Here is a 24,864-nt window from a genome sequence, read left to right on the forward strand (position 1 = left end):
TGGGGCGGCCCGTTCTGCGTCTCCGGGAGGTCGCCCGTGCGCTCCCGCGACCCTGCGCCAACCGGCCGTCGCGATTCCTTCCTCGGACCGCCCGCTCCGCATCGCGAAATAACGGCCACCCTGGTGACCGTTAGGGGGCCCGTCGGCTAGCCTGATAACCGAAAGGAGAAAGTCATGGCCAGAACATCCCTCCGCACCCAGCGCGATCTCACGTCGCTCGGCGACCACGTGCGCGCCTGGCGCAAGATCCACGGCCTCACGGCCCAGCTCGTCGCCGACCGTGCGGGCATCACGCGCACGACGCTGCGAGCCATCGAGACCGGCACGGGAACGGTCAGCCTCGAGAACACGTTCGCGGTGCTGCGGGTGCTCGGCATGGCCGACGCCGTCGTCGGCGCGAGCGACCCCCTGACCACCGAGATGGGCCGGTTCCACGCGGAACGTGCCCTGCCGCAGCGGGTGAGAGTCCCCAACTGAGACAGCCCGGGCCGACCGGGCAGCCCGAACGAACCGAGAGGGTGATCGCCGTTGTCGATACGTGTCGAGGTCGAGCTACCAGGCGGTGGACAGGTCCCCGCCGGTGACCTCGACATGCATCTCAACCGCGGCGGCGCGCTCGTCGGCTGCACGTTCCGCTACGACGCCGCGTACCTCCGCGACCCGCGTGCGTACCCGCTGTGTCCCGAGCTGCCCCTGACGCCGGGCAACATCCCGTCGGGCAGCGACCGGCCCCTCTTCGGCGTCCTCGCCGACTGCCAGCCCGACCAGTGGGGCCGCACCCTGCTGTTCAACGCGGAGCGGCGCGCCGCCCGCGCGGACGGCCGCGGCTTCATGACGCTGACCGAGGTGGACTTCCTGCTCGGCGTGCAGGACGAGACCCGGCTGGGCGCGCTGCGCTTCTCGCTCGACGACGGCAAGACGTTCATGGGCCCGCCCCGGGCGGAGGTCCCCGACCTGGTGGACCTGCCCTCGCTGACCGACGCCGCGGACGCCGTCGCACAGCACCGGGAGACCGACCACGACGTGCGGCTGCTCGTCGCGGCCGGGACCTCCATGGGCGGCGCCCGCCCCAAGGTGACCGTCAAGGACGCCGAGGGCGACCTGTGGATGGCCAAGCTGCCCGAGACCGGCGACCGGTGGGACGTGCAGGCCTGGGAGTACCTGACGCTGCGGCTGGCCTCGGACGCCGGCATCGAGGTGCCGGTAGCCCGCCTCCACCGGATCGGCCCGTCGCGCTCCATCCTGCTCACCCGCCGGTTCGACCGGCGGCCCGACCGCGGGCGGATCGGCTTCCTGTCCGCGGACAGCCTCACGCAGAAGGCGTTCTTCGAGGTCATCGACTACCGCACGCTCGCGGAGACGCTGGCGGACCACTCGGGGCGACCCGCCACGGACGGGCACGACCTGTTCCGCCGCGTCGCGTTCACGCTGCTCGTGCGCAACGTGGACGACCACATGAAGAACCACGGGTTCCTGCGCCGCGCGGACGGTTGGTCGCTGTCCCCGCTGTTCGACGTGAACCCCAACCCGTTCGCCGTCGTGGAGTCCACGCCGCTGCGGCCGGGCGGCACCCGGATCGACCGGGACGTGCGCGTGCTGCTGGCCACGGCCGACTCCTACGGCCTGCGGCAGGACGACGCGCGGGGCGTGCTCGCCGAGGTGGCCGCCGCGACGTCGAGCTGGTCGCGGATCGCGCGCGACATGTCGCTGCCGCCGGAGGAGATCGCGCTGATGGCGGAGGCGTTCGAGAACCCGAACCGGGACGAGGCCCAGGCAGCCTGACCACCGGGCGGTCCGGCCCGGCGGCGCGCGGGGTTACGCTCGGCCCATGAGCGGCAACACCCGGCCCATCGAGGCCTCCATCCGCACGGACTTCCGCGACGAGATGGACTACGGCTCCTACCTGGGGCTCGACGCGCTCCTCTCGGCGCAGCACCCGGTGAGCGACCCGCCGCACCACGACGAGCTGCTGTTCATCATCCAGCACCAGACCACGGAGCTGTGGCTCAAGCTGGTGGTGCACGAGCTGCGCGGCGTGCGGCGGTTCCTCGACACCGACGACCTGCCCCGCGCCCTCAAGGGCCTGGCCCGGGTCAAGCACATCCAGCGCACCATCACCGAGCAGTGGTCGGTTCTGGCGACCCTGACCCCGAGCGAGTACGCGGAGTTCCGGGGCTCGCTGGGGCAGTCCTCCGGATTCCAGTCCCACCAGTACCGCGCCGTGGAGTTCCTGCTCGGCAACAAGCATGCCGGGATGCTCCAGGTGTTCCGGGACAAGCCCGAGATCCACGCCCAGCTCGCGCAGCTGCTTCAGGAGCCCACGGTCTACGACGCGTTCCTGCGTCTGCTGGCGCGCCGTGGCCACGCGGTCCCGGCCGAGATCCTGGACCGCGACGTCACCGAGGCCTGGACCGAGCACCCCGAGCTGATCAAGGTCTTCAAGACGATCTACGAGGACCCGCACGCCTACTGGGAGCTCTACGAGGCGTGCGAGGACCTGGTCGACATCGAGGACGCCTTCCAGCTCTGGCGGTTCCGCCACCTGCGCACCGTGCAGCGCACCATCGGGTTCAAGACCGGCACGGGCGGCTCCAGCGGCGTCGGCTTCCTCAAGCGCGCGTTGGACCTGACGTTCTTCCCCGAGCTCATCTCGGTCCGCACCGAGATCGACGGCCCGCTCGGTGCCTGACCGCGTGCGCACGACGCTCCCCGGCGTCGTCGACCACCACGTGCACCTGGGCCTGGTCGACCGCGCGCCCCTGGCCGACGGGCCGGTCGTCGAGGTGCACGACCTCGGCTGGGACCCGCGCGAGGTGGCCGCCTGGGCGGCCGCACCGCCGTCGGGCCTGCGGATCCGGTACGCCGGGCCGTTCCACACCGCGCCCGGCGGGTACCCGACCGGCCGGTCGTGGGCGCCGGACGCCGCGGTGCGGCACGTCGCCTCGGTGGGTGAGGCGGCCGGGGCGGTGGCCGACGTCGTCGCCGCGGGCGGCTTCGCGGTCAAGGTCGCCCTCCACGCGGGCATGTCCCTGCTGCCCGACGACGTCCTGCGCGCCCTCGTCGACGCGGCGCGCTCGGCGGGGCTGCCGGTCCTCGTCCACGCCGAGGGTGCGGGCCAGGCCGAGCGGGCGATCGACGCGGGCGCGGACACGCTGGTGCACGTGCCGTGGACGGAACCGCTGCCGGACGGGGTGATCGCCCGCGCCACGCACATGACCTGGATCTCGACCTTCGCGATCCACGACGCGCCCGGCGGTTCGGCCGGTCTGGACCGGGCGCTCGACAACGCCCGCCGGTTCGTCGCCGCGGGCGGGCGGCTCGTGTACGGCACCGACCTGGGCAACGGGCCCGCGCCGGCCGGGGTGAACGAGCGCGAGATCGAGCTGCTCGGCAGGGTGCTCGAGGGGGAGCCGCTGCTCCAGGCGGTCCTCGGCCCGCCGTCGGCCCCCGCGCTGGAGGCGCCGCTCCCGGCCCCGCAGACGGCGCCCAACCTGATCGCCTGGCTCCGCGCGTCCACCCGACTACCCCACTGACTCGCCGCCCCCCCGGACGGCGAGTCAGACGGGTAGTCGGACCACCCCGCTGACTCGACCGACGGGATTCGGCGAGTCAGCGGGGTGGTCCGTGAACTAGTTGCGGTTGATCGTGAACGTCGACGTCGGGTTCTCGATGTCGCGGAAGTTGTTCCCGAACGTCAGCCCGTTGAACGTCGCCGACCCGACCGCCGGGCCCTGGCCCGCCTCCGGCAGCGGGTTGGCCCAGATGCCGTACCCCGACTTGGCGTCGTACGCGTCACCGCTGCGCTGGGCACCCGTGATCGAGACGTCGGTGAACACGGTGTCCTGGACCGGGTTGACCGGCTGCCCGCCGATGTACTGGGTCTGGAACATGATCCCGGAGTACGTCGGGTCCACGATGTCGAGGTCGTTCACCCGGATGGCGGTGAACGTCTTCGACGCCGAGAACAGCCACACCGCCGGGAACACCTGTGCGCCCCAGAAGTGCCCGCCGGACCGCACCACGGAGATGCCCTCGAAGGTGGTCGGCGCGGGGCCGAACCCCTCCATCGGGTACCCGAAGTCCAGCGAGCTGATCGTCACGCCCGAGTACACGAGGGTGTCCGCGATGTAGATGTTGCGGAACGTGTTGTCCTGCCCGCCGTAGACGGCCAGGCCCGCGGCCCGCCAGGTGTTCGTGGACGTCAGGTTCTCGAACAGGTTGCCCCGCTGGCCGCTGCCCCCGGCGTCGGTCGCCGCGAACAGCGCGAACGAGTCGTCACCGGTGCCGCGCGCCTGGTTGTTGTGCACGTGGTTGTTCGCGCTGCCGTTGGTCATGTTGAGCGCGTCGGCGAACGTGTTCCGGATCCGCGAGTCCTTGATCTCCGAGTCGTCCATGTTGGCCGCCCAGAACATGCAGATCATGTGCTCGACCCAGATGTTGTCGATCGTCATGTCCGACACGTTCGCGAAGTCGAAGACCTTGCCCGGCCCGTCGATCCGCGAGGTGTAGTTGCCGAAGTAGGCGAAGTCGCGGAACGTCGAGCCGTTCGCCGTCCCCTCGGCCCGGAAGCCGATGTCCGTGTTCTCCTGTCCGGCCGGGGCGTGGAACCGGGTGAACCACGGCCCGGCGCCCACGATGTCGACGGCCTTGCCGTAGACCTGGAACTTGCTGGCGGTCTGGTAGTCGCCCGCGGGGAGGTAGACGCCGGCCAGGTTGCCGGTCGTGTCCATCCGGAACCGGTCGAGCGCGTTCTGCACGTCCTGGTGCGTGAACCCGGCGGGCTGCACGTACCGGGCCGGGTCCGGGTTGGCCTGCGCCGTCGCCTGCTCCAGGTCCACGAAGTCGACCGTGTACGGCCCGGGGTTGCTCGCCGTCTTCTGCAGGCGGATCGTCGAGCCCGCCGGGACGGTCCGCCCGAGCAGGGCGTTCGCCTCGTCGTAGATGTGCCGTGGGGCACCCTGTCCGGGCTGGTTGCCCGGGCTCGCCTCGTTGCCGTACAGCCAGGCGTAGCGCGAGGTCAGGTCGATGTTCTTGACGAACTGCCCGTCCACGTAGACCCCCAGCGAGCCGTTGGTGCCGCCGCCGCCCGCGGCGTCGGGCATCGAGAAGCGCACCACCAGGGAGTTGGCGGTTGCCCGCGTGGTCCACTCGACGTAGGAGCCGGTCTGGCTGAGCGTGACGGCCTTGCGGCCGGACGCCTCCCCGGCCAGGTCGCCCACCACCCGGTTGGGCCCGATCGCGGTGGCCCCGCCGCCGGCAGCGCCGTCCTCCGCCTCGTAGGTGTCGAACGGCAGGTTGGCGCCGCGGCCGATGAACAGCGACCGGGTCACCTCGTTGTTCGCCCGCTTCGCCGCGACCTCGGTCGGGTCGGGCGCCGCCGTGACGGTCACGTCGTACGAGCCGTCGGCCGCCGGCCAGGTACCCAGGTTCACGCTCTGGCTGGTGGCACCCGGTGCGATGGCCCCGGAGACCGAGCCCGTCAGCGTGCGCACCACCGCGCCGGAACCGTTCCGCAGCACGACGGTCAGGCCGTGCGTGCCCGACGACGCCGCGACGGTGCCCCGGTTGGCGATCGTCGCCGAGAACGTGACGGTCTCGCCCGCCGCAGGTGTGGTGGGCGTCCACGACACGGTCGGGACCAGGTCGGAGCTGGCGATCTCGGTGACCACCAGCGGGTCCGGCCGCGTGTAGCCGTTGTCGGTCTCCGACTGCTCGGCCACGGCACCCGACGGGTCCGCCGCCGCGCCGATCTCGTACGACCCGGCGGGCTGCGCGCCGATGTTCGCGGTGACCGTGGCCTGGGCGCCCGTGGCGAGCGCGCCCACCTGGCCGGTCGCCACCTCGTCGCCGTCGACCGTGAAGGCGACATCCGTGGCCGTCGAGGCCTGCGTACCGATGTTCTTCACGACGGCGGACAGGGTCACGGCGTCCGACTCGGTCGGCGACGCCGGGCTGGCCGTGACGCCGGTGACCACGAGGTTCGGGTTGGCCGCGGGCACACCGAACACCTGCAGCTCCGCCACCTGACCGTTGCCCGAGCCCGTGTTCGCGGTGAACCGCAGGCGCACCTCCCGCGCGGTACCCGTGACCGGCACGGTCACGGTGTTGCCCGTCGCGGGCGAGAAGGCGCGTGCGGCGGACGGCGCGAGCGTGGCCCACGCGTCACCGGACCCGGTCCGGCCCTGCACCTCGAAGGTCTGCGTGCGCGGCCCCCACGCCGTGGCCGGCGGCAGCTTCACGACGACGTCGCTCAGCTCCGCCGCGGACTCCAGCGTCACCGCCAGGGTGCTCGGGTACTGCCCGCCCGCACCCTCCCAGTAGGTGGCGGTGTTGCCGTCGTTGGCGTTGGCCGCGACGTACGTCCACTCCGTCGACGACGCCGCGATGGCACGGCCCGCCGCGAGATCCGTGCCGTCCACCGGCTCCTCCGGGTCGGGGGCGTCCCGCGTGCCGCGTACCTCCAGCTCGGAGAGCTGCCCGGCCGGCCAGCCCGTGTTCGCCGTGATGGCGACCCGCACGTAGCGGGCCTCCGTGTTCGGCACGTCGATGGTCACCGTGTTGCCCGACGCCGGGTCGAACCGGCGGGCGGCGCTCGCGGACAGCGTGGTGAAGGCCGAGCCGTCGGCGCCGGCCTGGACCGACAGGGTCTGCGTGCGGGCCTCCCAGCCGGCGGGGAGCTTGAGCACCACCTCCTCGACCGTGGCGCCGGAGCCGAGGTCGACCTGGGCCCACTGCGGCAGGCTGTTGTTGGTCGACTCCCAGTAGGTGGCGGGGTTGCCGTCGGTGAGGTTGTCGGCGAGGTAGGGCGCATTGGCGCTGCTGGCCGCCGCGGCCGCGCCCGCGGACAGGACGGCGGGCGCGGCGGCGGCCGGCGTCGGTACGAGGACCACGGCGGCGAGGGCCGCGGCGGTGAGTGCTGACAGGAGCCCGGGGGCGAGCCCTCGTCGTGGTGCATGGCGCGTGGCGGAGCGGAACATCATCGTCCCCGATCTCCCGTCGTCGTCGACGGGCGTCGTCACCAGGATTGACCTTGGGTACTTGCCATGGTTCTGTACGTAAAAACGCATATTCTTGTCGAATTCTTGCGTTTGATTGGCACGGACATTACTGATGCCGGGGCTGGGGCGTCAAGGGTTCCGCCAGGTCGGTGGCGCACAGGACGTACGCTCGGGCCGGAACCGATCGACCTGGAGCCTCCGTGACCGACACCGCACCGTCCGCCGACCTGCCCGCGCCGCCGTCCGACGCCCTGTCCGTAGCGCTGCCCGCAGCCCTGCGCGACCGCGCCGCCGCGCTCGACGCCGCCGACCCGCTGGCGCGCTACCGCGACCTCTTCGCCCCGAGCGAGGGCCTGATCGCCTACCTCGACGGCAACTCGCTGGGCCGGCCGCTGACCGCCACCCGCGAGCGGCTGGCGTCGTTCGTGGACGGACCCTGGGCCGCGCGCCTGATCCGGTCCTGGGACGAGGGCTGGATGGACGCGCCGACAGAGCTCGGCGACACGCTCGGCCGGGTCGCGCTGGGTGCGGCGCCGGGGCAGACCGTCGTCGCGGACTCCACGACCGTGCTGCTCTACAAGCTGGCCCGCGCCGCCGTCGACGCGCGGCCGGGCCGCCGCGTCATCGTCGCCGACACCGAGAACTTCCCCACGGACCGGTTCGTGCTGCAGGGCATCGCGGCCGAGCGCGGCCTGGAGCTTCGCTGGATCACGCCCGACGCCGAGGCGGGCGTGACGGTCGACGAGGTGGCGGCCGCCGTCGGCCCGGACACGGCGCTCGTGCTGCTCAGCCACGTCGCCTACAAGTCCGGCTACGTCGCGGACCTGCCCGCGATCACGCGGGTCGTGCACGACGCCGGGGCGCTGGTCCTGTGGGACCTGTGCCACTCGGCCGGCTCGGTGCCGCTGGACCTGGACGCGGACGGCGTGGACATCGCCGTCGGCTGCACGTACAAGTACCTCAACGGCGGGCCCGGCTCGCCGGCCTTCGCGTACCTGGCGGCCGACCTGCAGGGCGAGGTGCGCCAGCCGGTCCAGGGGTGGATGGGCGCCGCCGACCCGTTCGCGATGGGCCCCGAGTACGAGCCCGCCGTCGGCGTCCGGCAGCTCATCAGCGGCACGCCGCCCGTGATCGGCATGCTGCCCATGCGCGACATGCTCGCCCTGATCGAGGAGGCCGGCATGCCGGCCGTGCGCGAGAAGTCGCTCGCGCTGACCGCCTTCGCGATCGAGGTCGCCGACGAGCACCTGCCGGGCGTGCGCGTTGCCTCACCGCGTGACCCCGAGCGCCGAGGGAGCCACGTGATGCTCGACCACCCGGACTTCAAGCGCGTGGTCGCGCAGGCCTGGGAGCGGGGCGTGATCCCGGACTTCCGCCCGCCGCAAGGCCTCCGCGTGGGCCTCAGCCCGCTGAGCACCAGCTTCACCGAGGTGGCCGAGGGCCTCTGGACGATCCGGGACCTTCTGGCCGGGGCCTGATCCGCTTCGAAGCCGGGGTTTCTCCGCATTGCGTGGGCTGAAAGCGGAGAAACCCGGGCCTCAAAGGTGATGGGTGGGCGGCAGGCGGCGAGGTCAGGGGAGCTCCCGGCGGACCACCTTGCCCGTGGGGTTGCGGGGGAGTTCGGGCAAGAAGTGGACGTCGCGGGGGAGCGAGAAGCGCGGGAGCGTGTCCCGGAGGCGGTCGACCAGGGCCTCGGCGGTGAGCGTCGCGCCCTCGCGCAGCACCACGTAGGCGGCGAACCGGTGGCCGAACCGCTCGTCGGGCACGCCGAACACGGCGACGTCCGCGACCTCGGGCAGGGCGGTGATCGCGTCCTCCACCGGGCGCGGGAACACGTTCTCGCCGCCCGAGACGATCATGTCGTCGGCGCGGCCCACCACGTAGAGCCGGCCCTCGGCGTCGAGGCGGCCGCGGTCGCCCGTCGCCATCAGGTCGCCGAACATCGGCTTGCCCGTGCCGTTGGTGTACCCCTCGAACAGCATGCCGTTGCCCACGCAGATCTGGCCGACGTCGCCCTGCGGGACGGGCCGGCCGGCGTCGTCCAGGATGCCGATGCGGGTGCCGAGCGGGGGTCGTCCGGCCGTCGTCGGCTCGGCGGCCAGGTCCTCGGGTGTGGAGATGGAGGCCCAGGAGGCCTCCGTCGAACCGTAGAGGCCGTACAGGACCGGGCCGAACTCGTCGAGGAACTGGGTGATCCGGTCGGCAGGCATGGCCGAGCCGGAGTAGGCGACGACGCGCAGGGACGACGTGTCGTACCGGGCCCGCACCTCGGCGGGCAGGTCGAGGATGCGCTGCAGCATGACCGGCACCGCGATCAGGGCCGTCACCCGGTGCTCGGCGATCATCCGGAGCGTCTGCTCGGCGTCGAACCGGCGCGGCAGCACCAGCTCCGCGTGCAGCGCCATGCCGAGCTGCAGGGCCGCGAGCCCCCACGTGTGGAAGATCGGCGTGGTGATCATCATCCGGTCGCCGGCGCGCAGCGGGATGACCGACAGCAGCGACGCGGCCTCGCTCAGGCCGTGCGGCTGCGGGCGGCGGGCACCCTTCGGGGTGCTCGTGGTGCCCGACGTCATGACGACGGTCCGGCCCGGTTTCTCGGGGATCGGCACCCGCGCCGGGTCGCCGTTCGCGACGAGCTCCGCGAGGCCGGTGGCGCCGTCGTCGGCCCAGGTGGTGACGACCGGCAGGTCGGCGGGCAGGTCGGGCTCCTGGTCCAGGAACTCCTGGTCGGCGAGGAGCAGCGCGGGCCCCTGCTCGGCGACGACGGCGGTGACCTGCGCGGGGGAGAGCCCGGAGTTGAGCAGCAGCGTGGTCGCGCCGAGCTTGGCCAGCGCCACCATGGTCTCGATGAGGCCGCCGTGGTTGCGGCACAGCACGGCGACGGGCGTGCGCAGGCCGACGCCGTGGTCGCGCAGGGCGTTGGCCAGCCGGTTCGCGCGCTCGTCGAGCTCGCGGAAGGTCACGCTGCGCTGCTCGTCGGCGAACGCCGTCTGGTGCGGGGCGCGGACCGTGCTGGCGCGGTAACCGCCGGCGATCGACGGGCCCCACGTGACGAGCTGCCAGATCGCCCCGACGTCGCGATGGACGCGCAGGCCTGGGGCGAGGACGCCCGACCTGACGAGGTAGAAGCCCTGGTTGAGCAGGTTCTCCTTGCGGTCGACCTGCGCGAGGCCGCCGGCGCGGACCTCCGCGGTACTGGTGGTCAGCACGTCGCCCCCTGTGGCTCGCCACTATTGCACCCGCATTCAATAGGAAACGGGTGCGGGAGGCAACCCTCGGGTCAGCTGAGCGCGACCGCCAGCGCGCCCAGGGACTTGAGGGTCTCCTCGGCGGCCTGCTCGTCGTAGCCGCGCGTGCACACCGCGATCACCAGGGCGTCCGGACCCGGTTCGCCCACGAACGCGACGTCGTGCCGGATGCCGTCCACCCAGCCGGACTTCGAGCCGAAGGGGACGGCGCCCGGCTCGCCCGGGCCGGGGACGGCGGCGGTGAGCTGCCGGTCCGTCTGCCGGCCGAGCAGCTCGCACATCCAGGCGGTCCGCTCCGGGCTCGCAAGGGCGCCCGTGACCACGCCGGACATGAGCAGGCACAGGTCGGCCGCCGTCGTGCGGTGCGAGGCGCCGGCCTGCTCGGCGGCCAGGTCCGAGTACTTGCGGCCGAACGTCGAGCGCATGGCCCCGGCGTCGGCCAGCACCTTGTTCACGGCGGGCAGGCCCACGCGCTCGGCCACCATGTTGGTCGCCTCGTTGGAGGAGACCGTGACCATCCGGTCGATCACGTCGCCCAGCGGCATCGGCGTGCCGTCGGGCGGCAGGCCCTCGTCGACGTCGTCGGGCTCGATCGTGTACTCGCCCGCACCGGGCACCTGGGACGTGAAGGTCCGGGTCGCGGTGCAGGCCTCGTCGAGGCGCGCCGTGCCGGCGTCGAGCTCGCGCGCGGCCGCGACCAGCACCGCGAGCTTCACGGTCGAGGCGGCGTAGAAGTCCAGGTCGTCCTGGCGGGCGGCGAGCACCTCGCCCGAGGCCCGCGCCACCCGGTAGGCCACCACCGGCACCCCGTCGCTGTGCGTCCCTGTCGACACCATGTGCGTGCTCGTCCTCTCGTCGTCACTTCGCCGTGGCGTGCACGACGTCGGCCCAGGCGCGCACCAGCGCGCCCGACTGGGCCTCGTTCTCCGCCGCACGGGTCAGCGCCGCCTCGGCCAGCGCCGCCCGGTCGATGCCTTGTTCCGAGAGCGCGGCCTCGTCCCAGGTCGCGACCCGCTCCGGCCGGGCCTCGGGGTGGAACTGCAGGCCCCAGGCCGCCTCGCCCACCCGGAACGCCTGGTTGCGGCAGGCCGCGCTCGTCACCAGCAGCGTGGCCGACGGCGGCAGCGCGGTCACCGAGTCCTCGTGGTTCTCGATCATCCACAGCGGCCCGTCGGGCACGCCGGCAGCACCGGACACGCCCGGCAGGTCGCCGAACACCAGGTCGTCGGCCGCGGCCGGCAGCGCTGTGAGCGCGCACATGCCGCGCTCCGTCTCGCCGGACCGCGCGGTCACGCCGCCGCCCGTGACGTGCGCCAGGAGCTGCCCGCCGAGGCACAGCCCGAGCAGCGGCACGCCGTCGGCCAGGGCCTGGCGCGTCAGCGCCCGCTCGCGGGCCAGGAACGGGTGGCCGACGTCGTCGTCCGGCATGAAGCCGCCGCCCAGCAGCACCACGCCCCCGAAGCCGTCGAGGGTCTCGGGGAGCTCCGCGCCCGGGACGAGCACCGGGTCGAGCCCGGCCTCGGGGAGCCACTGCTCCAGCCGGCCCATGGAGCTGGTGGACGAGTTCCGGACCACCAGGACGCGCGTCATGCGCCGCTCCCGGGCGCGGTCAGCTCGCGCGCGAAGTGGCAGGCGGCGACGTGCGCCGCGGCGCCGGCGCCGGCCGGTCTCGTGGCCGTCGTACCGCGGGCGACCAGCGCGGGCACGTCCGTCTCGCACGCGTGCGGGACCATCCGCAGGCCGGCGTCCGCCGCGCGCCCCGCCTCCGGCAGCGTCGGCGCGAGCCAGCAGCGCGTGTGGAACGGGCAGCCCGACGGCGGGTCCACCGGGGAGGGCGGGTCGCCCTCCAGCACGATCCCGCCGATGCCGGGCTGCCCGGCGACGGCCCCCGCGTCGCCGGACGAGCCCGGGCCGACGGCCGCGCCCGCCGGGACGAGCCGCACCGACGGGTCGGGCACGGGCACCGCGGAGAGCAGCGCCTGCGTGTACGGGTGCTGCGCGCCGTCGTACACCTGGGCCTCGGGGCCCTGCTCGACGATGCGGCCCAGGTACATGACGGCGACGTCGTGGGCGATGTGCCGCACCACGCCGAGGTCGTGCGCCACGAACAGGTAGGACAGGCCCAGCTCGTCCTGGAGGTCCTCCAGCAGGTTGATCACCTGGCCCTGCACGGACACGTCGAGCGCCGAGACCGGCTCGTCGCAGACCAGGATCTTGGGCCGCAGGGCGAGCGCGCGGGCGATCCCGACCCGCTGCCGCTGCCCGCCCGAGAACTGGTGCGGGTACCGGTTGGCGTGGTCGGGGTCCAGGCCGACGAGCTCCAGCAGCTCGCCCACCGCGGCCCGCCGTCCGCCCGCCGGGTCGATGCCGTGGATCGCGAACGGCTCGCCGACGATCTCGCTCACCGACATCCGCGGGTTCAGCGACGTGTACGGGTCCTGGAAGACCATCTGCACGTCCCGGCGGAGCTGCTTGCGGCCCGCCCGGGACCGGCCCGTGACGTCCTCGCCGTCCACCAGCACCTGCCCGCTGGTCGGCGTCTCGACGCCGACGAGCACGCGGGCGAGCGTCGACTTGCCCGACCCGGACTCGCCGACCAGGCCCAGGGTGCGGCCCCGGTCCAGGGTGAGCGAGACGCCGTCGACCGCCTTGACCGCGGCCACCGAGCGGCGCAGCAGCCCGGAGCGCACCGGGTAGTGCTTGACGAGGTCGCGCACCTCGAGCACGGACTCGCCGGGCGCGGGCAGCTCGTCGACGAGCCCGGCTCCCGCCGGTCGCGACTCAGTCATCGGAGTCTCCCTTCGGCTCGGGCACCGAGGTGCCGGACGCCGACGTCGTGACGCCGGCCTCGGGGGCCGGCTCCCGTCCGGCCATGATGTCCGACGCGAAGTGGCACGCCGACATCCGGCCGGGCGCCGGGGTCGCCCGCGGCGGCACGTCGGTACGGCAGACGTCGCGCACGGCGTCGCAGCGCGGGTGGAACGGGCAGCCCGCCGGCATCGCGGCCGGGCTGGGCGGGCGCCCCGGGATCACGGGCAGGCGGCCCGTCCCGGCCGCGGACGGGATCGACCGCAGCAGCGCCCGCGTGTACGGGTGCGCGGGCGCCGTGTAGACGGGCACCACGGGAGCCTGCTCGACGGCGCGGCCCGCGTACATGACCGTGACGTCGTCGGCGACGCCCGCCACGACGCCCAGGTCGTGCGTGATCAGCACGAGGCCCATGTGCCGCTCCGCCTGGATCTCGGCGAGCAGCCGCAGCACCTGCGCCTGGACCGTCACGTCGAGGGCGGTGGTGGGCTCGTCCGCGATGAGCACGTCGGGGTCCATGGCCAGCGCCGACGCGATCATCACGCGCTGGCGCATGCCGCCCGAGAACTGGTGCGGGTACTCCTTCACGCGGGCCTTCGCGTTCGGCACCTTGACCAGGTCGAGCAGCTCGACCGCCCGCTTGCGGGCGTCGGCGCGGGACAGCCCGCGCCGGGCCCGGAGCGCCTCGGTGAGCTGGTAGCCCACGGTGTGCACGGGGTTGAGCGCGGCCAGCGCGTCCTGGAACACCATCGCCACCTGCTCGCCGCAGCGTGCGCGGTGCTCCTTGCGGCTCAGGGCGAGCAGGTCGGTGCCGGCGAGGCGGACGCTGCCGCGCGTGATCCGCGCCGTGTCCGGCAGCAGGCCCATCACGGCCAGCGACGACACGGACTTGCCCGAGCCGGACTCGCCCACGATCGCGAGCGTGCGGCCCGCCTCCACGCGGTAGGACAGCCCGTCGACGGCGCGCACCGCGCCGTCGGGCGTCCGGAACTCGACGGCGAGGTCGGTGACCTCCAGGAGCGGCTGTGCCTCCTGCTCGCCCTTCGCCGCGCTCATGCGGAGAGCCTCGGGTCGAGGGCGTCGCGCAGGGCGTCACCGAGCACGACGAGGGACAGGACGGTCGCGAGCAGGCAGGTCAGCGGCACGAGCAGCATGTGCGGGTACCCGCCGAGCACCCATGAGGAGCCGTTCTCGATCATGATCCCCCAGGAGATGGCGGGCGGACGCACCCCGATGCCGAGGAACGCGAGCACGGCCTCCGCGCCGATCACCCCGGCGATCGCCGTCGGCACCAGGGCGGTCACCGGGCCGATCGCGTTGGGCAGCACGTGCCGGAACATGATCCTCAGGTCGGAGGCGCCCAGCGCGCGGGCGGCCGTGACGTAGTCGAGGTTCTTGGCCTCGAGCACGCTCGCCCGGACGTACCGGGCGTAGCTCATCCAGCCGAACAGCGTCAGCACGATCGCGGGCAGCATGATCGTGGTGAACGTGCCCGAGCCGAGGTCCACGTTCTTGAACAGGCTCAGCAGCAGCATCGCCGCGAGCAGGTACGGGATCACCAGGAAGATCTCGATCGTGCGGGACACCACGAAGTCGACCCAGCCCAGGTAGTACCCGGCGAGCAGGCCGAGGGTGACGCCGAGGACCAGCGCGGTGCCGACCACCACGAGGGCCAGCAGCAGCGACGGCCGGGAGCCGTGCGCGAGCTGGGCCAGGGTGTCGCACCCGAACGAGTCCGTCCCGAGGGGGAACTCGTTGCCGAAGCCCTGCGGCTTGGTCTTGGCGTCCCCGATGACGCAGTGCCGCGGGTCCACCGAGGTGAACAGCGTGGGGAACGCCGCCATGACCACGAAGAACAGGACGACCAGGCTGGAGACGATGACGTCGGGCCGACGGCGCAGGCTGCGCCAGGCGTCCGAGGCCAGGGTGCGGGACGCGGCGCCGGCCACGTTCCCGGTCGCGGCGGAGGCTGCCTCACTCATAGCGGATCCTCGGGTCGAGCGCGGCGTAGGCGATGTCCACGACGATCATCACCGCCACCGTGACTGCGGTCAGGATGGTCACGATGCCGAGCACCAGGCCGACGTCGCTGCTCTGCACGGCGTCCCACAGGACGCCGCCCATGCCGTAGATGTTCATGATTCCCTCGGTGATGACGGCGCCGCTCAGGGCCTCCGCGAACGTGAGACCGACGGCGGTCACCACGGGGATCGACGAGTTGCGCACCACGTGGTGCACCATGACGCGCCCCTCGCTCAGGCCCTTCGACCGGGCGGTCCGCACGTGGTCGCCGCCGTACGACTCGAGCTGGCTCGCCCGCACCAGGCGGATGAAGGCGGCCGACCCGGCCAGGCCGAGCAGGATGCCGGGCACCGCGACCGTGGCCCACGGGTGCTCGGGGTCGAACGACGGCTTGAACCAGTACGGCGGCCAGCTGTTCTCGCCGAAGGTCTCCTTCGACCAGTTGCTGAGCGGGACCGTCACGACCTCCTTGTAGACCAGGAGCAGCACGAACACGGGCAGCGCGTCGATGAGCACCGACGTCATGCGGATGCCGTGGTCGGACGTCGAGCCGCGCCACCGGGCGGCGACCGAGCCGAGCACCATGCCCAGCACGAGCCACGTGATCGTGACCATGACGAACAGGCGCAGCGTGTTCGGGGCGGCGCTGGCGACGATGTCCGTCACCTCGCGGCCCCGCAGGTTCGTGCCGAAGTCGCCCTGCGCGTACTGGCCGAGCCGCTCGGCGAACGGGCCGAGGCACGGGTTGCCGGGCTGGTCGTAGCACGGGTCGTCGAGCCCGAACCGCTGCTCGACGGCGGCGATCTGAGCCGGGGATGGGATCTTGTCGCCGAAGAACGCGAGAGCGGGATTGCCGTTGAGCTGGATCGCGAGGGTCGTGAGCAGGTGCAGCACGAACATCACCAGGAACAGCATGCCGACCGCCTGCGCGACACGGCGGAGGATGTAGCGCCCCATGGGGTCCTTCCGGGGGGTATGGGGGTCCGCCGCAAGTCAGGCGTTCAGGTCACCTCGGTGACCTGAACGCCTGACCCGTGGCGGGGTGGGTCGGTTACTGCGTGACCGTCAGCTCGCGGATCCGGACCGCACCGCTGAACGGGTCGAGCACCACGTTGTCCAGGCGCTCGCTGTAGTACTCGGCGCCCGCGTTGAAGCGGAACGGGATGGTCGGGAACTCCTCGGCGAGGATCGCCTCGGCCTCCTGGTACTTGACCACCGCCTCGTCGAGGGTCGCGGCCTGGTCGCCCTCGGCCAGCTTGTCCTCGAACTCCTTGCTGTACCAGCCGAAGTTGCCCGCGCCCTCCTCGCCCACGGCGTAGAAGGACAGGTAGTTCTCGTTCAGCGGGTAGTCCGGGAACCAGTTGTTCCGGAAGATGCCGTCGAAGCCGTGCTCGGCCCGGATGGTGAAGAAGTCCGGGTTCGGCTTGAGCTCGTACGGGATGCCGAGGTTGGCCTCGATGGAGTCACCGATGGCCTTGAAGTACTCGATCTCGGTCTCGTCGTCGCTCAGGCCGATGGTCAGGGTCTCGCCCTCGGGCCAGCCGCCCGCCTTCTCCAGCGCGGCCTTCGCCGCCTCCGGGTCGAACGTGCACCACTCGCAGGTGCCGGCCTCGCCGCCGGGCACGCCGTCCGGCACGACCCACGAGTCGGCCGGGGTGGCCAGGCCGCCCGACAGCTGCTCGATGATCGTGTCGCGGTCGATCGCCAGGGAGATCGCCTTGCGGAACTCCTTGTCCTGCCACGGGCCGTCCTCGTACAGCGGGAAGCCGATGTAGGTCAGCGCGGCCCCCGGTGCCTGGGCGAGCCGCTCGGAGAGCTCGGGGTCCTCCTGTGCGGCGGCCAGGTCGGCCGGCGCCGGGTAGCTGACGTCGATGTCGCCGGCCTCGAAGTCGCTCCAGGACGACGCCCCGGAGTACTCGCGCCAGTTGATCGCGTCGACGCCGTCGGGGGTCTCCTCCAGCGGGTAGTCCTCCCAGCGCTCGGCGTCGACGGCGACACCCTGCTCCCACTGGGTGACCTGGAACGGGCCGTTGCCGATCGGCGTGATGGCGCAGGCGTCGACGTCCGCGAGGCACTCCTCGGCGACCGGGAAGAAGCCGGTGTAACCCAGCATCGTGGAGAAGCCGGCGAACGGCGCCGTGAGCTCGACCTCGAGGGTGAGGTCGTCGACGACGGTGAGGCCGGACAGCTCCTCCGTCGGGTTCTCCTCGACGATGTTGCCGTCGTCGTCGAGCTCGTCCTGCATCTCCTCGTAGCCCTTGAAGCGCTCGAAGAAGTAGTTGCTGTACAGCTCGGTGTGGCCGGCCGTGTAGTTCCAGGAGCGGGCGAACGCGGCGGCGTCGACGGGCTCACCGTTCTGGAACGTCAGGTCCGGCTTGATCTTGATGGTCCAGACGGTGTTGTCGTCGGACTCGATCGACTCGGCCACGTAGTTGTACGGCTCCGTGGTCTCCGGGTCGTAACGGACCAGGCCGTCGTAGACGACGTCGAGGATCGCGATGTTGTCCGCGTTGCCGGAGTCGCCCGGGAAGAGCGTCTCCATGTCCTGGTCGATCGTCAGGTTCAGGGTGACCGGCCCGTCGTCCTCGGCGGTGTCGCTCGGGCTGCACCCGGCTACGGTCAGGGCCACCACGGCCGCCCCCGCGGCGATGGTGGCGATGCGTGCTTGCCTCACTGATTGCCTCCCCAGTTCGTCTCCCCGGTCAATCGGCGGGGAGGTTTGGACCATATCGCCACGGAAGTGGGGCCGCCTGGAAAGTCGTGTTAACCGTCTGTAACGATTCGTCAGGCCTCCTTCCTTGCGAGCGACCTGCGCTCGCGCGGAAGGAGACCCGACGAGCGGCGTACGTCAGCAGCCGCCGAGGTCCCGCCACGGACCCCACGGCGTGGCCGAGGGCTCCTGGTTCCGGCTGTACCACTGCGCGGTCCAGCTGTGGCCGTCGTGCACCACCGTCTCGCCGCCGTCGTACACCCCGGTGGACGTCCAGGCCGGGTACGTACCGCCGGCGCAGGCCGACGGCGCGCCCACCTCGGCCCACGGGCCCCACGGCGTGGCGCCGGGGGTCTGGCCGCGCGTCCACCACAGCGCGGTGAACACCGCGCCGCCGTGGCTCACCTGGTCACCCGCCGTGTACGCGGTGCTCGCGGACCAGGCCGGGGCCGCCGGCTCCTCCGCCTCGGCGAGCCGGCCCACGCCCCAGCGCGCGGTGGACTGGTAGCCCGTGCCCGTGGGGTCCGCCCAGTTGCGGACGGCGGTCCGTGCGCCCCCGGCCGCGTCGTTGACCTGGAAGTCCAGGCCGTGGAACGTGCCCGGGCCGCCGGAGGACAGCAGGTCGACCGACGCCTCGACGCGGTAGCCGTCGTCGGTCGCCGTGGCGGCGCTGGCCACGCGGGCGCGCTGCGCCGCCTCGTCGCCCGTCCCGAACGAGACGGCGTTGCGGGCCGAGACGCGGATCTGCGTGTCGTCGGCCCGGTAGCCGCCGTTCTTCGCGTTGCCGCCGTCCACGTAGATCTCCACCGAGTCCTGGATCCACGGGTCCGAGCCCGAGACGTCGACCACGGGGTCGGCGACGTCCGCCAGGACGTACAGCGTGCCGTCCTTCCACAGGGTGTGGACGGTCGCGACGGCGCCGTCCGAGCCCTCGACCTGCTTGGTGGTGGTCACCGCGGGACCCGCCGTGTCCCACACGTCGTCGACGTCGCCGTCGACCACCGGGGCCTGCGCGGCCTCGGCGACCTCCAGGTACGACAGCTCCTCGACCAGCGTGAGCGTGCCCACGGCACCCGGGGAGTTCCACGCCGTGGTCTCGTCGCCGCTGGTCACGCGCACGTCGAACGTGGCGGTCGCGCCCTCGGCCAGGGTCGCGGGCAGGTGCACGACGATGTCGTAGCCGCCCTCCCGCTCGCTCACCTCCGCGTCCGCGCCGTCGCCCGCCCCGTCGCCCGGACCGGTCACGGTCCCGTCCCGGGCCACCGTGTACCCGGCGTCGTCGAGCACGAGCGTGACGGCGTCGCCGGCGGCGGCCCCGGCGTCGTCCACCGCGACGAACGCCGTCAGGTGGTCGGCCGCCCAGCGGAGCTGGAAGGCAGCCGCGCCGCCGTCCGGGGCCTCGAACGTGTGCCGCGGCAGCCGGTCCCACACCGGGGACGCCGTGGCCGAACCGTCCAGCGGCACGTCCCCGGCAAACACGTTCGCCGTGCGCAGCCGGGCCGGCAGCTCGGCCCCGGCCGCGCCGTGGTAGGCGGGCTTGGCCTGGAAGCGGTCGTCGAAGAGCAGCGGCGCGCCGCTGTCGACCCGCCACGACCGACCGTCGGTCAGGCCCCACGCCGTGACGCTGAACAGGTCCTCGGCGTGCGCGCGGAACACGTCGAACGCGTCGCGGTAGTAGTAGCCCTGGTCGACCAGCCGGGCCTGCGTGACCGGCGTCCCCGTGGTGACGTCCAGCTCCGTGACGGCCTGCGTGACCGGCAGCTCCGCGAACCGCTCGATCGCGCCCTCCAGCGCGCTGACCGGCATCGCGAGCGACACGTGGAACTGGTGCCCCACGCCGTCCACCGGCACGCCGCGCTCCAGCAGCCGGTCCACCAGCGCGCGGTACCGGTCCTGCTTGCCGCCCTGCTCCGTGTTGTAGTCGTTGATGAACAGGGTGACCGGGCGCTCACGCACCGCCTCCGACGGCGGGGCGGCGTACGTCTCGTTGAACGCCTCGTCCGCGTACCCGAACGCGAGGTCGATGTACTCCTCGCCCAGGATGCGGAACCACTCGCTGCGGCGCAGGCCGTCCGCGTTCTCCGCGCCGTCCGAGACCACCTCGTTGACCACGTCGAACGCGACCAGCGGGTTCGTCGCCGAGCCGAAGAGCCCGTAGTCGTCGCTCAGGTTCTCCGCGATGCCGAACACGTGGTCGCGCAGGCGCTCGCGGAGCACCGCCCGGCCCGCCTCGTCGGCCGCGAGCGGCTCGCCGGCGTCGTCCTGGAAGAACCAGCCCGGCGTCTGGCTGTGCCACACCAGCACGTGGCCGTAGACGCGCAGGTCGTTCTCCTGCGCGAAGTCCATGAGCGCCGTCGCCTCGGGGTGCCGGCGCAGCGTGCCGTCGGCGTCGTACCAGGCCTCGGGCTTCATGTGGTTCTCGGGCGTGATCTGGCCGAAGTGCCTCCTCAGCAGCTGCGCGGCCGCCCCCGACGTCTCGCGGCTGTCGATCGCGACGCCCACCGGGAAGTCGACCGTCTCCTGCAGACCGGTCAGGTCCTCGATCAGCGGCGGCTCCGGGACGGACACCACGATGTCGTCGATCAGCCAGTCGCTGGTGTTGCCTCCGTTGTACGCCGTCTCGAGGTAGAGGAGCGCGCTGTCGTGGTCCGGCATGGTGAACGTGGTGGTCACCTCGGTCCAGCCGCTGCTGGTCAGGCCGGTGAACTGGCCGAGCGTCGAGAACGTCTGGGTGCCGTCGACCGTGCCGGCCAGGCTCAGCCAGACGTCGCCCGGGGTCTGCCCCGCGGGGAAGCGCACCCAGGCGGAGACGTCGTAGGTGACGCCCGCGCGCAGCACGCCCGTGACGTCCCGGCCGATGCCGTCGCCGGTGGCGTCGCGGCCGGTGAGCGCGGCCGCGTAGGTGCCGCCGTGCGCGTCGGCGTCCGTGACCGCGAGCGTGAAGTCGGAGGCGTCGGTGCCGTTGCGCGGCGCCCAGCCATCGAGGGTGCCGTCCTCGAAGTCGGTGCCGATCACCGTGCCCGACGCCGGGGGCGTGCCCTGCGGGAACGTGAACGCCCAGCCGTCGGCGAGGCGTTCGGTGACGACGGTGCGCACCGCGGCGAGCGTGCCGGACCGGTCGCCGCCGCCGTCGTGCGCGAGGACCAGCTCGCCGGGGACCATGGCGGTGCGCAGGTTGGCGGTGAGGGTCGGGACGTCCTGGGTCTCCCAGTCGGCGATGGTGTTCCGGACGGCGAGCGGCTGCATGCCCAGCTCGACCGCGACGCCGGGCGTCACGCCCCAGGAGCCGTTCGGGGCGCGCCAGAAGGGGACTTTCTGGTTCGGGTCGCCCAGCGCGTCGCGGATGATCCCCAGGTTCGCGACCAGGTCGGCGCGCACCTGCTCCTGCGACCAGGAGCCCATGTCGGCGTACGACGTCGAGTGGTTGCACAGGACGTGGCCCTCGGCGACGATCCGGCGCAGCAGCGCGGCGCCGCCGTCGGCCTGGATGTTCTGCCCGATCACGCAGAAGACGGCCCGGAGGTCGTGCTCCGCGAGGAAGTCCAGCAGGGCGGGCGTGGTGCCGGGGTTCGGGCCGTCGTCGAAGGTCAGGGCGGACACGTCGCCGCTGCCCTCGGCTGCGTGTACCGGTGTCGGGACCGGGTTGATCGCGCCGCCGGGCACGACGTCGTCCGGGGGAAGTGTGTCAGCGGTGGTCACCATGATGTCGTCCACAAGGATCGTGTAGGGGGCGTCCTGGTCGGTGCTGCCGAGGTAGGCCTGCAGCTCGGCCGGGTCGGCGTCGGCCGCGGCCGTGTACGTGCCGGACACCGTGGTCCAGTCGGTGCCCACCGTGGTGTTCCCGACCCAGGTGTACGCCGGCTTCAGGACGAACCGGACGCCGGTGCTGGTCGGTGCGGGCGGGTCGGTGGGCTCCGCGGGCTCGGCGAGGCGGGCGCGCAGGCTGAACGTGTAGGTCAGGCCGGGCTGGAAGATCCCGGTGGGGGACTGGAGGCCCTCGTAGTCGGCGGCCCGGGTGATCGAAAGGACGCTGCCGGCGCCGTCGGGATCCGGGACGACGTCGAGGCCCGCGCCGCCGCTGGGGGTCCAGGTGCCGGTGGTGCCGTCCTCGAAGTCGACGGCGGTGACGACGGTGTCGGCCGCGGCTCGGGTGGTCGCCGGCGTGGTGGTCGCTGCCGTGGTGGTCGCCGCTGTGGTGGTCGCCGTCGCCGCGGCGGGCGCGACGGCCAGCGATCCGGCCGTGACGACTGCTGCGAGGCCCGCGGCAAGGCCGGGTGCTAAACGATTTCTGCGTGAGCGGTCTCTGCTGATGAAACGATTTCGACGAGGCATCCTGCGCTCCCTTGCGCGTGTCTCCGGTGGGGCGGACGCCGGGGCGACGGTGCCGCGGCGAACGTAGGGGCAGCGTAGCCAGAGTTGCCCGGCACCGTCGAGACCAGCAGATCGGCAGGTGCGCGGGTCGGCATCTTCCTGCAGTGTCGGCACTTTGCATCGAGATCGGCCCAGGCCTGGACCGATCTCGATGCAAAGTGCCGACTCGCTGAGGGAACTGCCGACCTCGCGAGGACTGCCGTCAGACCGCCGTCAGGTCCTTGACCGCGCCCTTGGCGATGCGCAGGCGGCGCGGCGTGCGCTGCGCGACCACCGAGTCGTGCGTGACCAGCACGATCGTCAGTCCCTGGTCCTTCCACAGCCCCACGATGAGATCCACGATCTCGTCGCGGGTCTCCTCGTCGAGGTTGCCGGTGGGCTCGTCCGCCAGCAGCACCTTCGGGTTCTTCACCAGCGCCCGCGCGATCGCGACGCGCTGCTGCTGCCCGCCCGACAGCTCGCCCGGGAGGTGGTCCCCGCGGTCGCCGAGCCCGACGGACTCGAGCGCCGCCAGCGCCCGCGCCGTCCTGGTCTGCCGCGGGATCTTGGCCGGCACGAGCGCCGTCTCCACGTTCTCCAGCGCGGTGAGCGTGGGGATGAGGTTGAAGTTCTGGAACACGAAGCCGATGGTCTCGGCCCGCGCTGCGGTGAGCTGCGCGTCGCTCATCCCGGCGAGGTCGGTCCCGTCGAGCTTGACGGTGCCGGACGTCGGGCGGTCGAGCCCGCCGAGCATCTGCAGCAGGGTGGACTTGCCGCCGCCGGTGGGTCCCTGGACGGCGACCAGCTCGCCGTCGCCGATGGTCAGGGACACCCCCTTGAGCGCGCGCACCACGCGCTTGCCCTGCTGATACGTCTTGGTCAGGTCGTCGATCTGATACATGGGTAGACCTTTCAGGCGAGAGAGCGAAGGGCTTCGACCGGGCGCAGACGCGCGGCACGCTGTCCGCCCACCACACCCGCGATCAGCCCGCCGAGCACGGCGAGACCGATGGCGGCCAGGACGATCCACAGGCTGACCGGGGCCTGGAGGGCGACGTCGACGGCGCTGCTCGCGGCGTCGGCCAGACCGCCGGGACGCGCCCCGCCGAAGCCTCCGGTCGCCCCCGCCTGCCCGCCGGCGTCCTGCATGGCGCCGGCGGGGCCACCGCCGGCCGGGCCGCCCATGGTGAAGCCGCCGCCGGAGGTGCCGCCGCTCAGGGTGATGCCGGCCAGGTTCACGGCCCACACGGCCAGCGCGCCGATCGCGAGGCCGGCCGCACCGCCGATCAGGCCCTGCACCACGGACTCGCCGGCCACCTGGCCCACCACGCGGCCCTTGCTCCAGCCGATCGCCTTGAGGGTGCCGAGCTCGCGCGTCCGGCGGTTCACGCCGGAGACGGTGAACAGGATCGCGAGGCCGAAGGCCGCCGCCAGCACGATGACGCTCAGCCAGGTGCCGAGCGTGCCGATCAGGTTGGACGCCGTCGAGAGGGAACCGGTGACGTTCTCCGCGAGGTCGGACTGGGTGCTCACCGAGGCGTCGGGCAGCTCGGACTCGATCGCGGTCGCCACGGCGTCCACGTTCTCGGCCGAGTCGACCTGCACGTAGACGTCGGTGACCTGGTCGGCAAGGTCGGCGAGGGTCTGGGCCGTGGCGAGCGGCACGTAGACGTCCGACGCCGTCGCGACGTCGTCGCCCGTCGTGGAGGTGACCGTGCCGACGATCTTCAGCTTCTCGCCGCCGGTGGTGATGGTGTCGCCGACGGCGAGCTCCTGCTGCTCGGCGTACGTGGCGTCCAGGACGGCGACGTTCTCGTCGCCCGCCTCCAGCGTCCGGCCGTCGGCCACCGTGGCGGTGGTCAGCGGCCCGACGGCGGCGGCGTCCGGGTCCACGCCCGTGACCGAGAACTGCTCGATCTCGAAGGACGACCCACCGGCCGACCCCTCGCCGGTGCCGTCCTCGCCCATCCGCAGGTCGACGGGCCCGCCGCCCTCCTCCTGCATGGCCTCGAAGTCCGGCATCTCACCGGAGAAGGACATGTTCTGCAGGTCGAGGGTCGCGGCGACGCCGGACACGTGCTCCAGCCCGGAGACGGACTCCAGAGCGGCGGCGTCGAACGACGTCGAGCCCATGGCCGTGCTGAGGCGGTCCTGCGCGAGGCTGCGGGTGCCGTCCTCGCTCGCCTCGCCCTCGTCCCCGCCGAAGTCGAAGCGGCCGGGGCCGCCTCCCTCGCCGGGCCCCTCGCTCGCCTGGGTGACGGTGATGTCGGTTCCCACGCCGTAGACGGACTCGAGCACCTCGGACTGGGCGTTCCTGACGCCGGTCGAGACCGCGTTGACGACGATGACCAGCGCGATCGCGACCGCGAGGCCGATCGCGACCACCACCGTCTGCTTGCGTCGGTTGCGCAGCTCTCTGCGCAGATAGGTGAAGAACATGGGCTCCTGCCTCGGTCCTGAGGAAACGTGCGGGGACGTTGGTGTCCGCGCAGACCGCCACGCGGGCTGTGTCGCCACGCCGAAGGGGAGGGGGCGAGCGGCGTGCGTGTCGCACCGCGGGCGGTCTGCGCCGGACGATCGGGACGCTAGGCAGGCACGCTGTGGTCGGGCTGTCGCAAACCTGTGGTGGCGCTGTGAACTGCGGCCCGGTGGACGGTTCCGCGCCCCCTCGCCCGACGTCCTAGGCTGGGGGCCGTAACCTCCGAGCAACATCCTTAGAAGGAGACCC

General features: G+C 72.6%; 17 protein-coding genes. 5 read left to right on the plus strand and 12 right to left on the minus strand.

Annotated elements, in window-relative coordinates; genetic code table 11:
* Positions 1–174: 174 nt before the first annotated feature.
* From ACIPN7_RS16170 to ACIPN7_RS16185, 4 genes are all read left to right on the plus strand, one after another.
* Positions 175–477, plus strand: coding sequence for a helix-turn-helix transcriptional regulator (locus tag ACIPN7_RS16170; RefSeq protein WP_400544036.1), 303 nt, complete (start codon positions 175–177; stop codon positions 475–477).
* A gap of 114 nt (positions 478–591) precedes the next feature.
* Entirely contained in the window at positions 592–1,782 is a 1,191-nt protein-coding gene (locus ACIPN7_RS16175; protein WP_400544039.1) for a type II toxin-antitoxin system HipA family toxin, read from the plus strand.
* Positions 1,783–1,828: 46 nt separating this feature from the next.
* Entirely contained in the window at positions 1,829–2,689 is an 861-nt protein-coding gene (gene kynA, locus ACIPN7_RS16180; RefSeq protein WP_400544042.1) for a tryptophan 2,3-dioxygenase, read from the plus strand.
* A 4-nt stretch (positions 2,690–2,693) separates the two neighbouring features.
* A complete protein-coding gene (locus tag ACIPN7_RS16185) occupies positions 2,694–3,533 on the plus strand; it encodes a hydrolase (protein WP_400544045.1) in 840 nt (279 codons plus the stop codon).
* A 96-nt stretch (positions 3,534–3,629) separates the two neighbouring features.
* Here ACIPN7_RS16185 and ACIPN7_RS16190 read toward each other — a convergent pair whose 3' ends face one another.
* Positions 3,630–7,019: a discoidin domain-containing protein gene (locus ACIPN7_RS16190; RefSeq protein WP_400544048.1), complete on the minus strand. Its 3,390-nt coding sequence runs from the start codon at positions 7,017–7,019 to the stop codon at positions 3,630–3,632.
* Between the two features lie 179 nt (positions 7,020–7,198).
* Between ACIPN7_RS16190 and ACIPN7_RS16195 the strand changes: the two genes are divergently transcribed.
* Positions 7,199–8,476: a kynureninase gene (locus tag ACIPN7_RS16195; protein ID WP_400544051.1), complete on the plus strand. Its 1,278-nt coding sequence runs from the start codon at positions 7,199–7,201 to the stop codon at positions 8,474–8,476.
* Between the two features lie 93 nt (positions 8,477–8,569).
* Here the strand turns inward: ACIPN7_RS16195 and ACIPN7_RS16200 are convergent, their stop codons facing one another.
* From ACIPN7_RS16200 to ACIPN7_RS16250, 11 genes are all read right to left on the minus strand, one after another.
* Complete coding sequence (locus tag ACIPN7_RS16200) at positions 8,570–10,207, minus strand: AMP-binding protein (protein WP_400544054.1); 1,638 nt, start codon at positions 10,205–10,207, stop codon at positions 8,570–8,572.
* 71 nt (positions 10,208–10,278) lie between these two features.
* Positions 10,279–11,082: a serine hydrolase gene (locus tag ACIPN7_RS16205; RefSeq protein ID WP_400544057.1), complete on the minus strand. Its 804-nt coding sequence runs from the start codon at positions 11,080–11,082 to the stop codon at positions 10,279–10,281.
* A gap of 22 nt (positions 11,083–11,104) precedes the next feature.
* Complete coding sequence (locus tag ACIPN7_RS16210) at positions 11,105–11,836, minus strand: type 1 glutamine amidotransferase (protein ID WP_400544060.1); 732 nt, start codon at positions 11,834–11,836, stop codon at positions 11,105–11,107.
* On the minus strand, positions 11,833–13,035 hold the full coding sequence (locus ACIPN7_RS16215) for an ABC transporter ATP-binding protein (RefSeq protein ID WP_400544063.1): 1,203 nt from the start codon (positions 13,033–13,035) through the stop codon (positions 11,833–11,835). The genes ACIPN7_RS16210 and ACIPN7_RS16215 overlap by 4 nt, the downstream gene beginning before the upstream one ends.
* Positions 13,028–14,110, minus strand: coding sequence for an ABC transporter ATP-binding protein (locus ACIPN7_RS16220; RefSeq protein ID WP_400544066.1), 1,083 nt, complete (start codon positions 14,108–14,110; stop codon positions 13,028–13,030). Before ACIPN7_RS16220 ends, ACIPN7_RS16215 begins: the two co-directional genes overlap by 8 nt.
* Complete coding sequence (locus tag ACIPN7_RS16225) at positions 14,107–15,036, minus strand: ABC transporter permease (protein WP_400544069.1); 930 nt, start codon at positions 15,034–15,036, stop codon at positions 14,107–14,109. The genes ACIPN7_RS16220 and ACIPN7_RS16225 overlap by 4 nt, the downstream gene beginning before the upstream one ends.
* Positions 15,029–16,033 (minus strand): ABC transporter permease, encoded by a 1,005-nt coding sequence (locus ACIPN7_RS16230; protein ID WP_400544072.1) that lies wholly within the window; start codon positions 16,031–16,033, stop codon positions 15,029–15,031. The genes ACIPN7_RS16225 and ACIPN7_RS16230 overlap by 8 nt, the downstream gene beginning before the upstream one ends.
* Before the next feature lie 94 nt (positions 16,034–16,127).
* The gene (locus tag ACIPN7_RS16235; protein ID WP_400544075.1) at positions 16,128–17,750 is read right to left on the minus strand and encodes an ABC transporter substrate-binding protein; all 1,623 of its coding nucleotides are present in this window, start codon (positions 17,748–17,750) and stop codon (positions 16,128–16,130) included.
* Positions 17,751–17,924: 174 nt separating this feature from the next.
* Complete coding sequence (locus ACIPN7_RS16240; protein WP_400544078.1) at positions 17,925–22,118, minus strand: endo-1,4-beta-xylanase; 4,194 nt, start codon at positions 22,116–22,118, stop codon at positions 17,925–17,927.
* Positions 22,119–22,359: 241 nt separating this feature from the next.
* Positions 22,360–23,037 (minus strand): ABC transporter ATP-binding protein, encoded by a 678-nt coding sequence (locus ACIPN7_RS16245; protein WP_400544081.1) that lies wholly within the window; start codon positions 23,035–23,037, stop codon positions 22,360–22,362.
* Between the two features lie 11 nt (positions 23,038–23,048).
* Positions 23,049–24,575, minus strand: a complete 1,527-nt coding sequence (locus ACIPN7_RS16250) for an ABC transporter permease (RefSeq protein WP_400544084.1) — start codon at positions 24,573–24,575, stop codon at positions 23,049–23,051.
* Positions 24,576–24,864 lie beyond the last annotated feature (289 nt).

This window comes from Promicromonospora sp. NPDC090134 (assembly GCF_044746965.1).
Classification (GTDB): Bacteria; Actinomycetota; Actinomycetes; order Actinomycetales; family Cellulomonadaceae; genus Promicromonospora.

What these genes read in the sequence shown, in the direction of transcription:
- kynA (WP_400544042.1), top strand. Translation starts at nt 1,829, where the DNA reads ATGAGCGGCAACACCCGGCCCATCGAGGCCTCCATCCGCACGGACTTC.
- ACIPN7_RS16220 (WP_400544066.1), bottom strand. Translation starts at nt 14,110, where the DNA reads ATGAGCGCGGCGAAGGGCGAGCAGGAGGCACAGCCGCTCCTGGAGGTC.
- ACIPN7_RS16170 (WP_400544036.1), top strand. Translation starts at nt 175, where the DNA reads ATGGCCAGAACATCCCTCCGCACCCAGCGCGATCTCACGTCGCTCGGC.
- ACIPN7_RS16210 (WP_400544060.1), bottom strand. Translation starts at nt 11,836, where the DNA reads ATGACGCGCGTCCTGGTGGTCCGGAACTCGTCCACCAGCTCCATGGGC.
- ACIPN7_RS16240 (WP_400544078.1), bottom strand. Translation starts at nt 22,118, where the DNA reads ATGCCTCGTCGAAATCGTTTCATCAGCAGAGACCGCTCACGCAGAAAT.
- ACIPN7_RS16175 (WP_400544039.1), top strand. Translation starts at nt 592, where the DNA reads ATGCATCTCAACCGCGGCGGCGCGCTCGTCGGCTGCACGTTCCGCTAC.
- ACIPN7_RS16250 (WP_400544084.1), bottom strand. Translation starts at nt 24,575, where the DNA reads ATGTTCTTCACCTATCTGCGCAGAGAGCTGCGCAACCGACGCAAGCAG.
- ACIPN7_RS16205 (WP_400544057.1), bottom strand. Translation starts at nt 11,082, where the DNA reads ATGGTGTCGACAGGGACGCACAGCGACGGGGTGCCGGTGGTGGCCTAC.
- ACIPN7_RS16215 (WP_400544063.1), bottom strand. Translation starts at nt 13,035, where the DNA reads ATGACTGAGTCGCGACCGGCGGGAGCCGGGCTCGTCGACGAGCTGCCC.
- ACIPN7_RS16225 (WP_400544069.1), bottom strand. Translation starts at nt 15,036, where the DNA reads ATGAGTGAGGCAGCCTCCGCCGCGACCGGGAACGTGGCCGGCGCCGCG.
- ACIPN7_RS16245 (WP_400544081.1), bottom strand. Translation starts at nt 23,037, where the DNA reads ATGTATCAGATCGACGACCTGACCAAGACGTATCAGCAGGGCAAGCGC.
- ACIPN7_RS16230 (WP_400544072.1), bottom strand. Translation starts at nt 16,033, where the DNA reads ATGGGGCGCTACATCCTCCGCCGTGTCGCGCAGGCGGTCGGCATGCTG.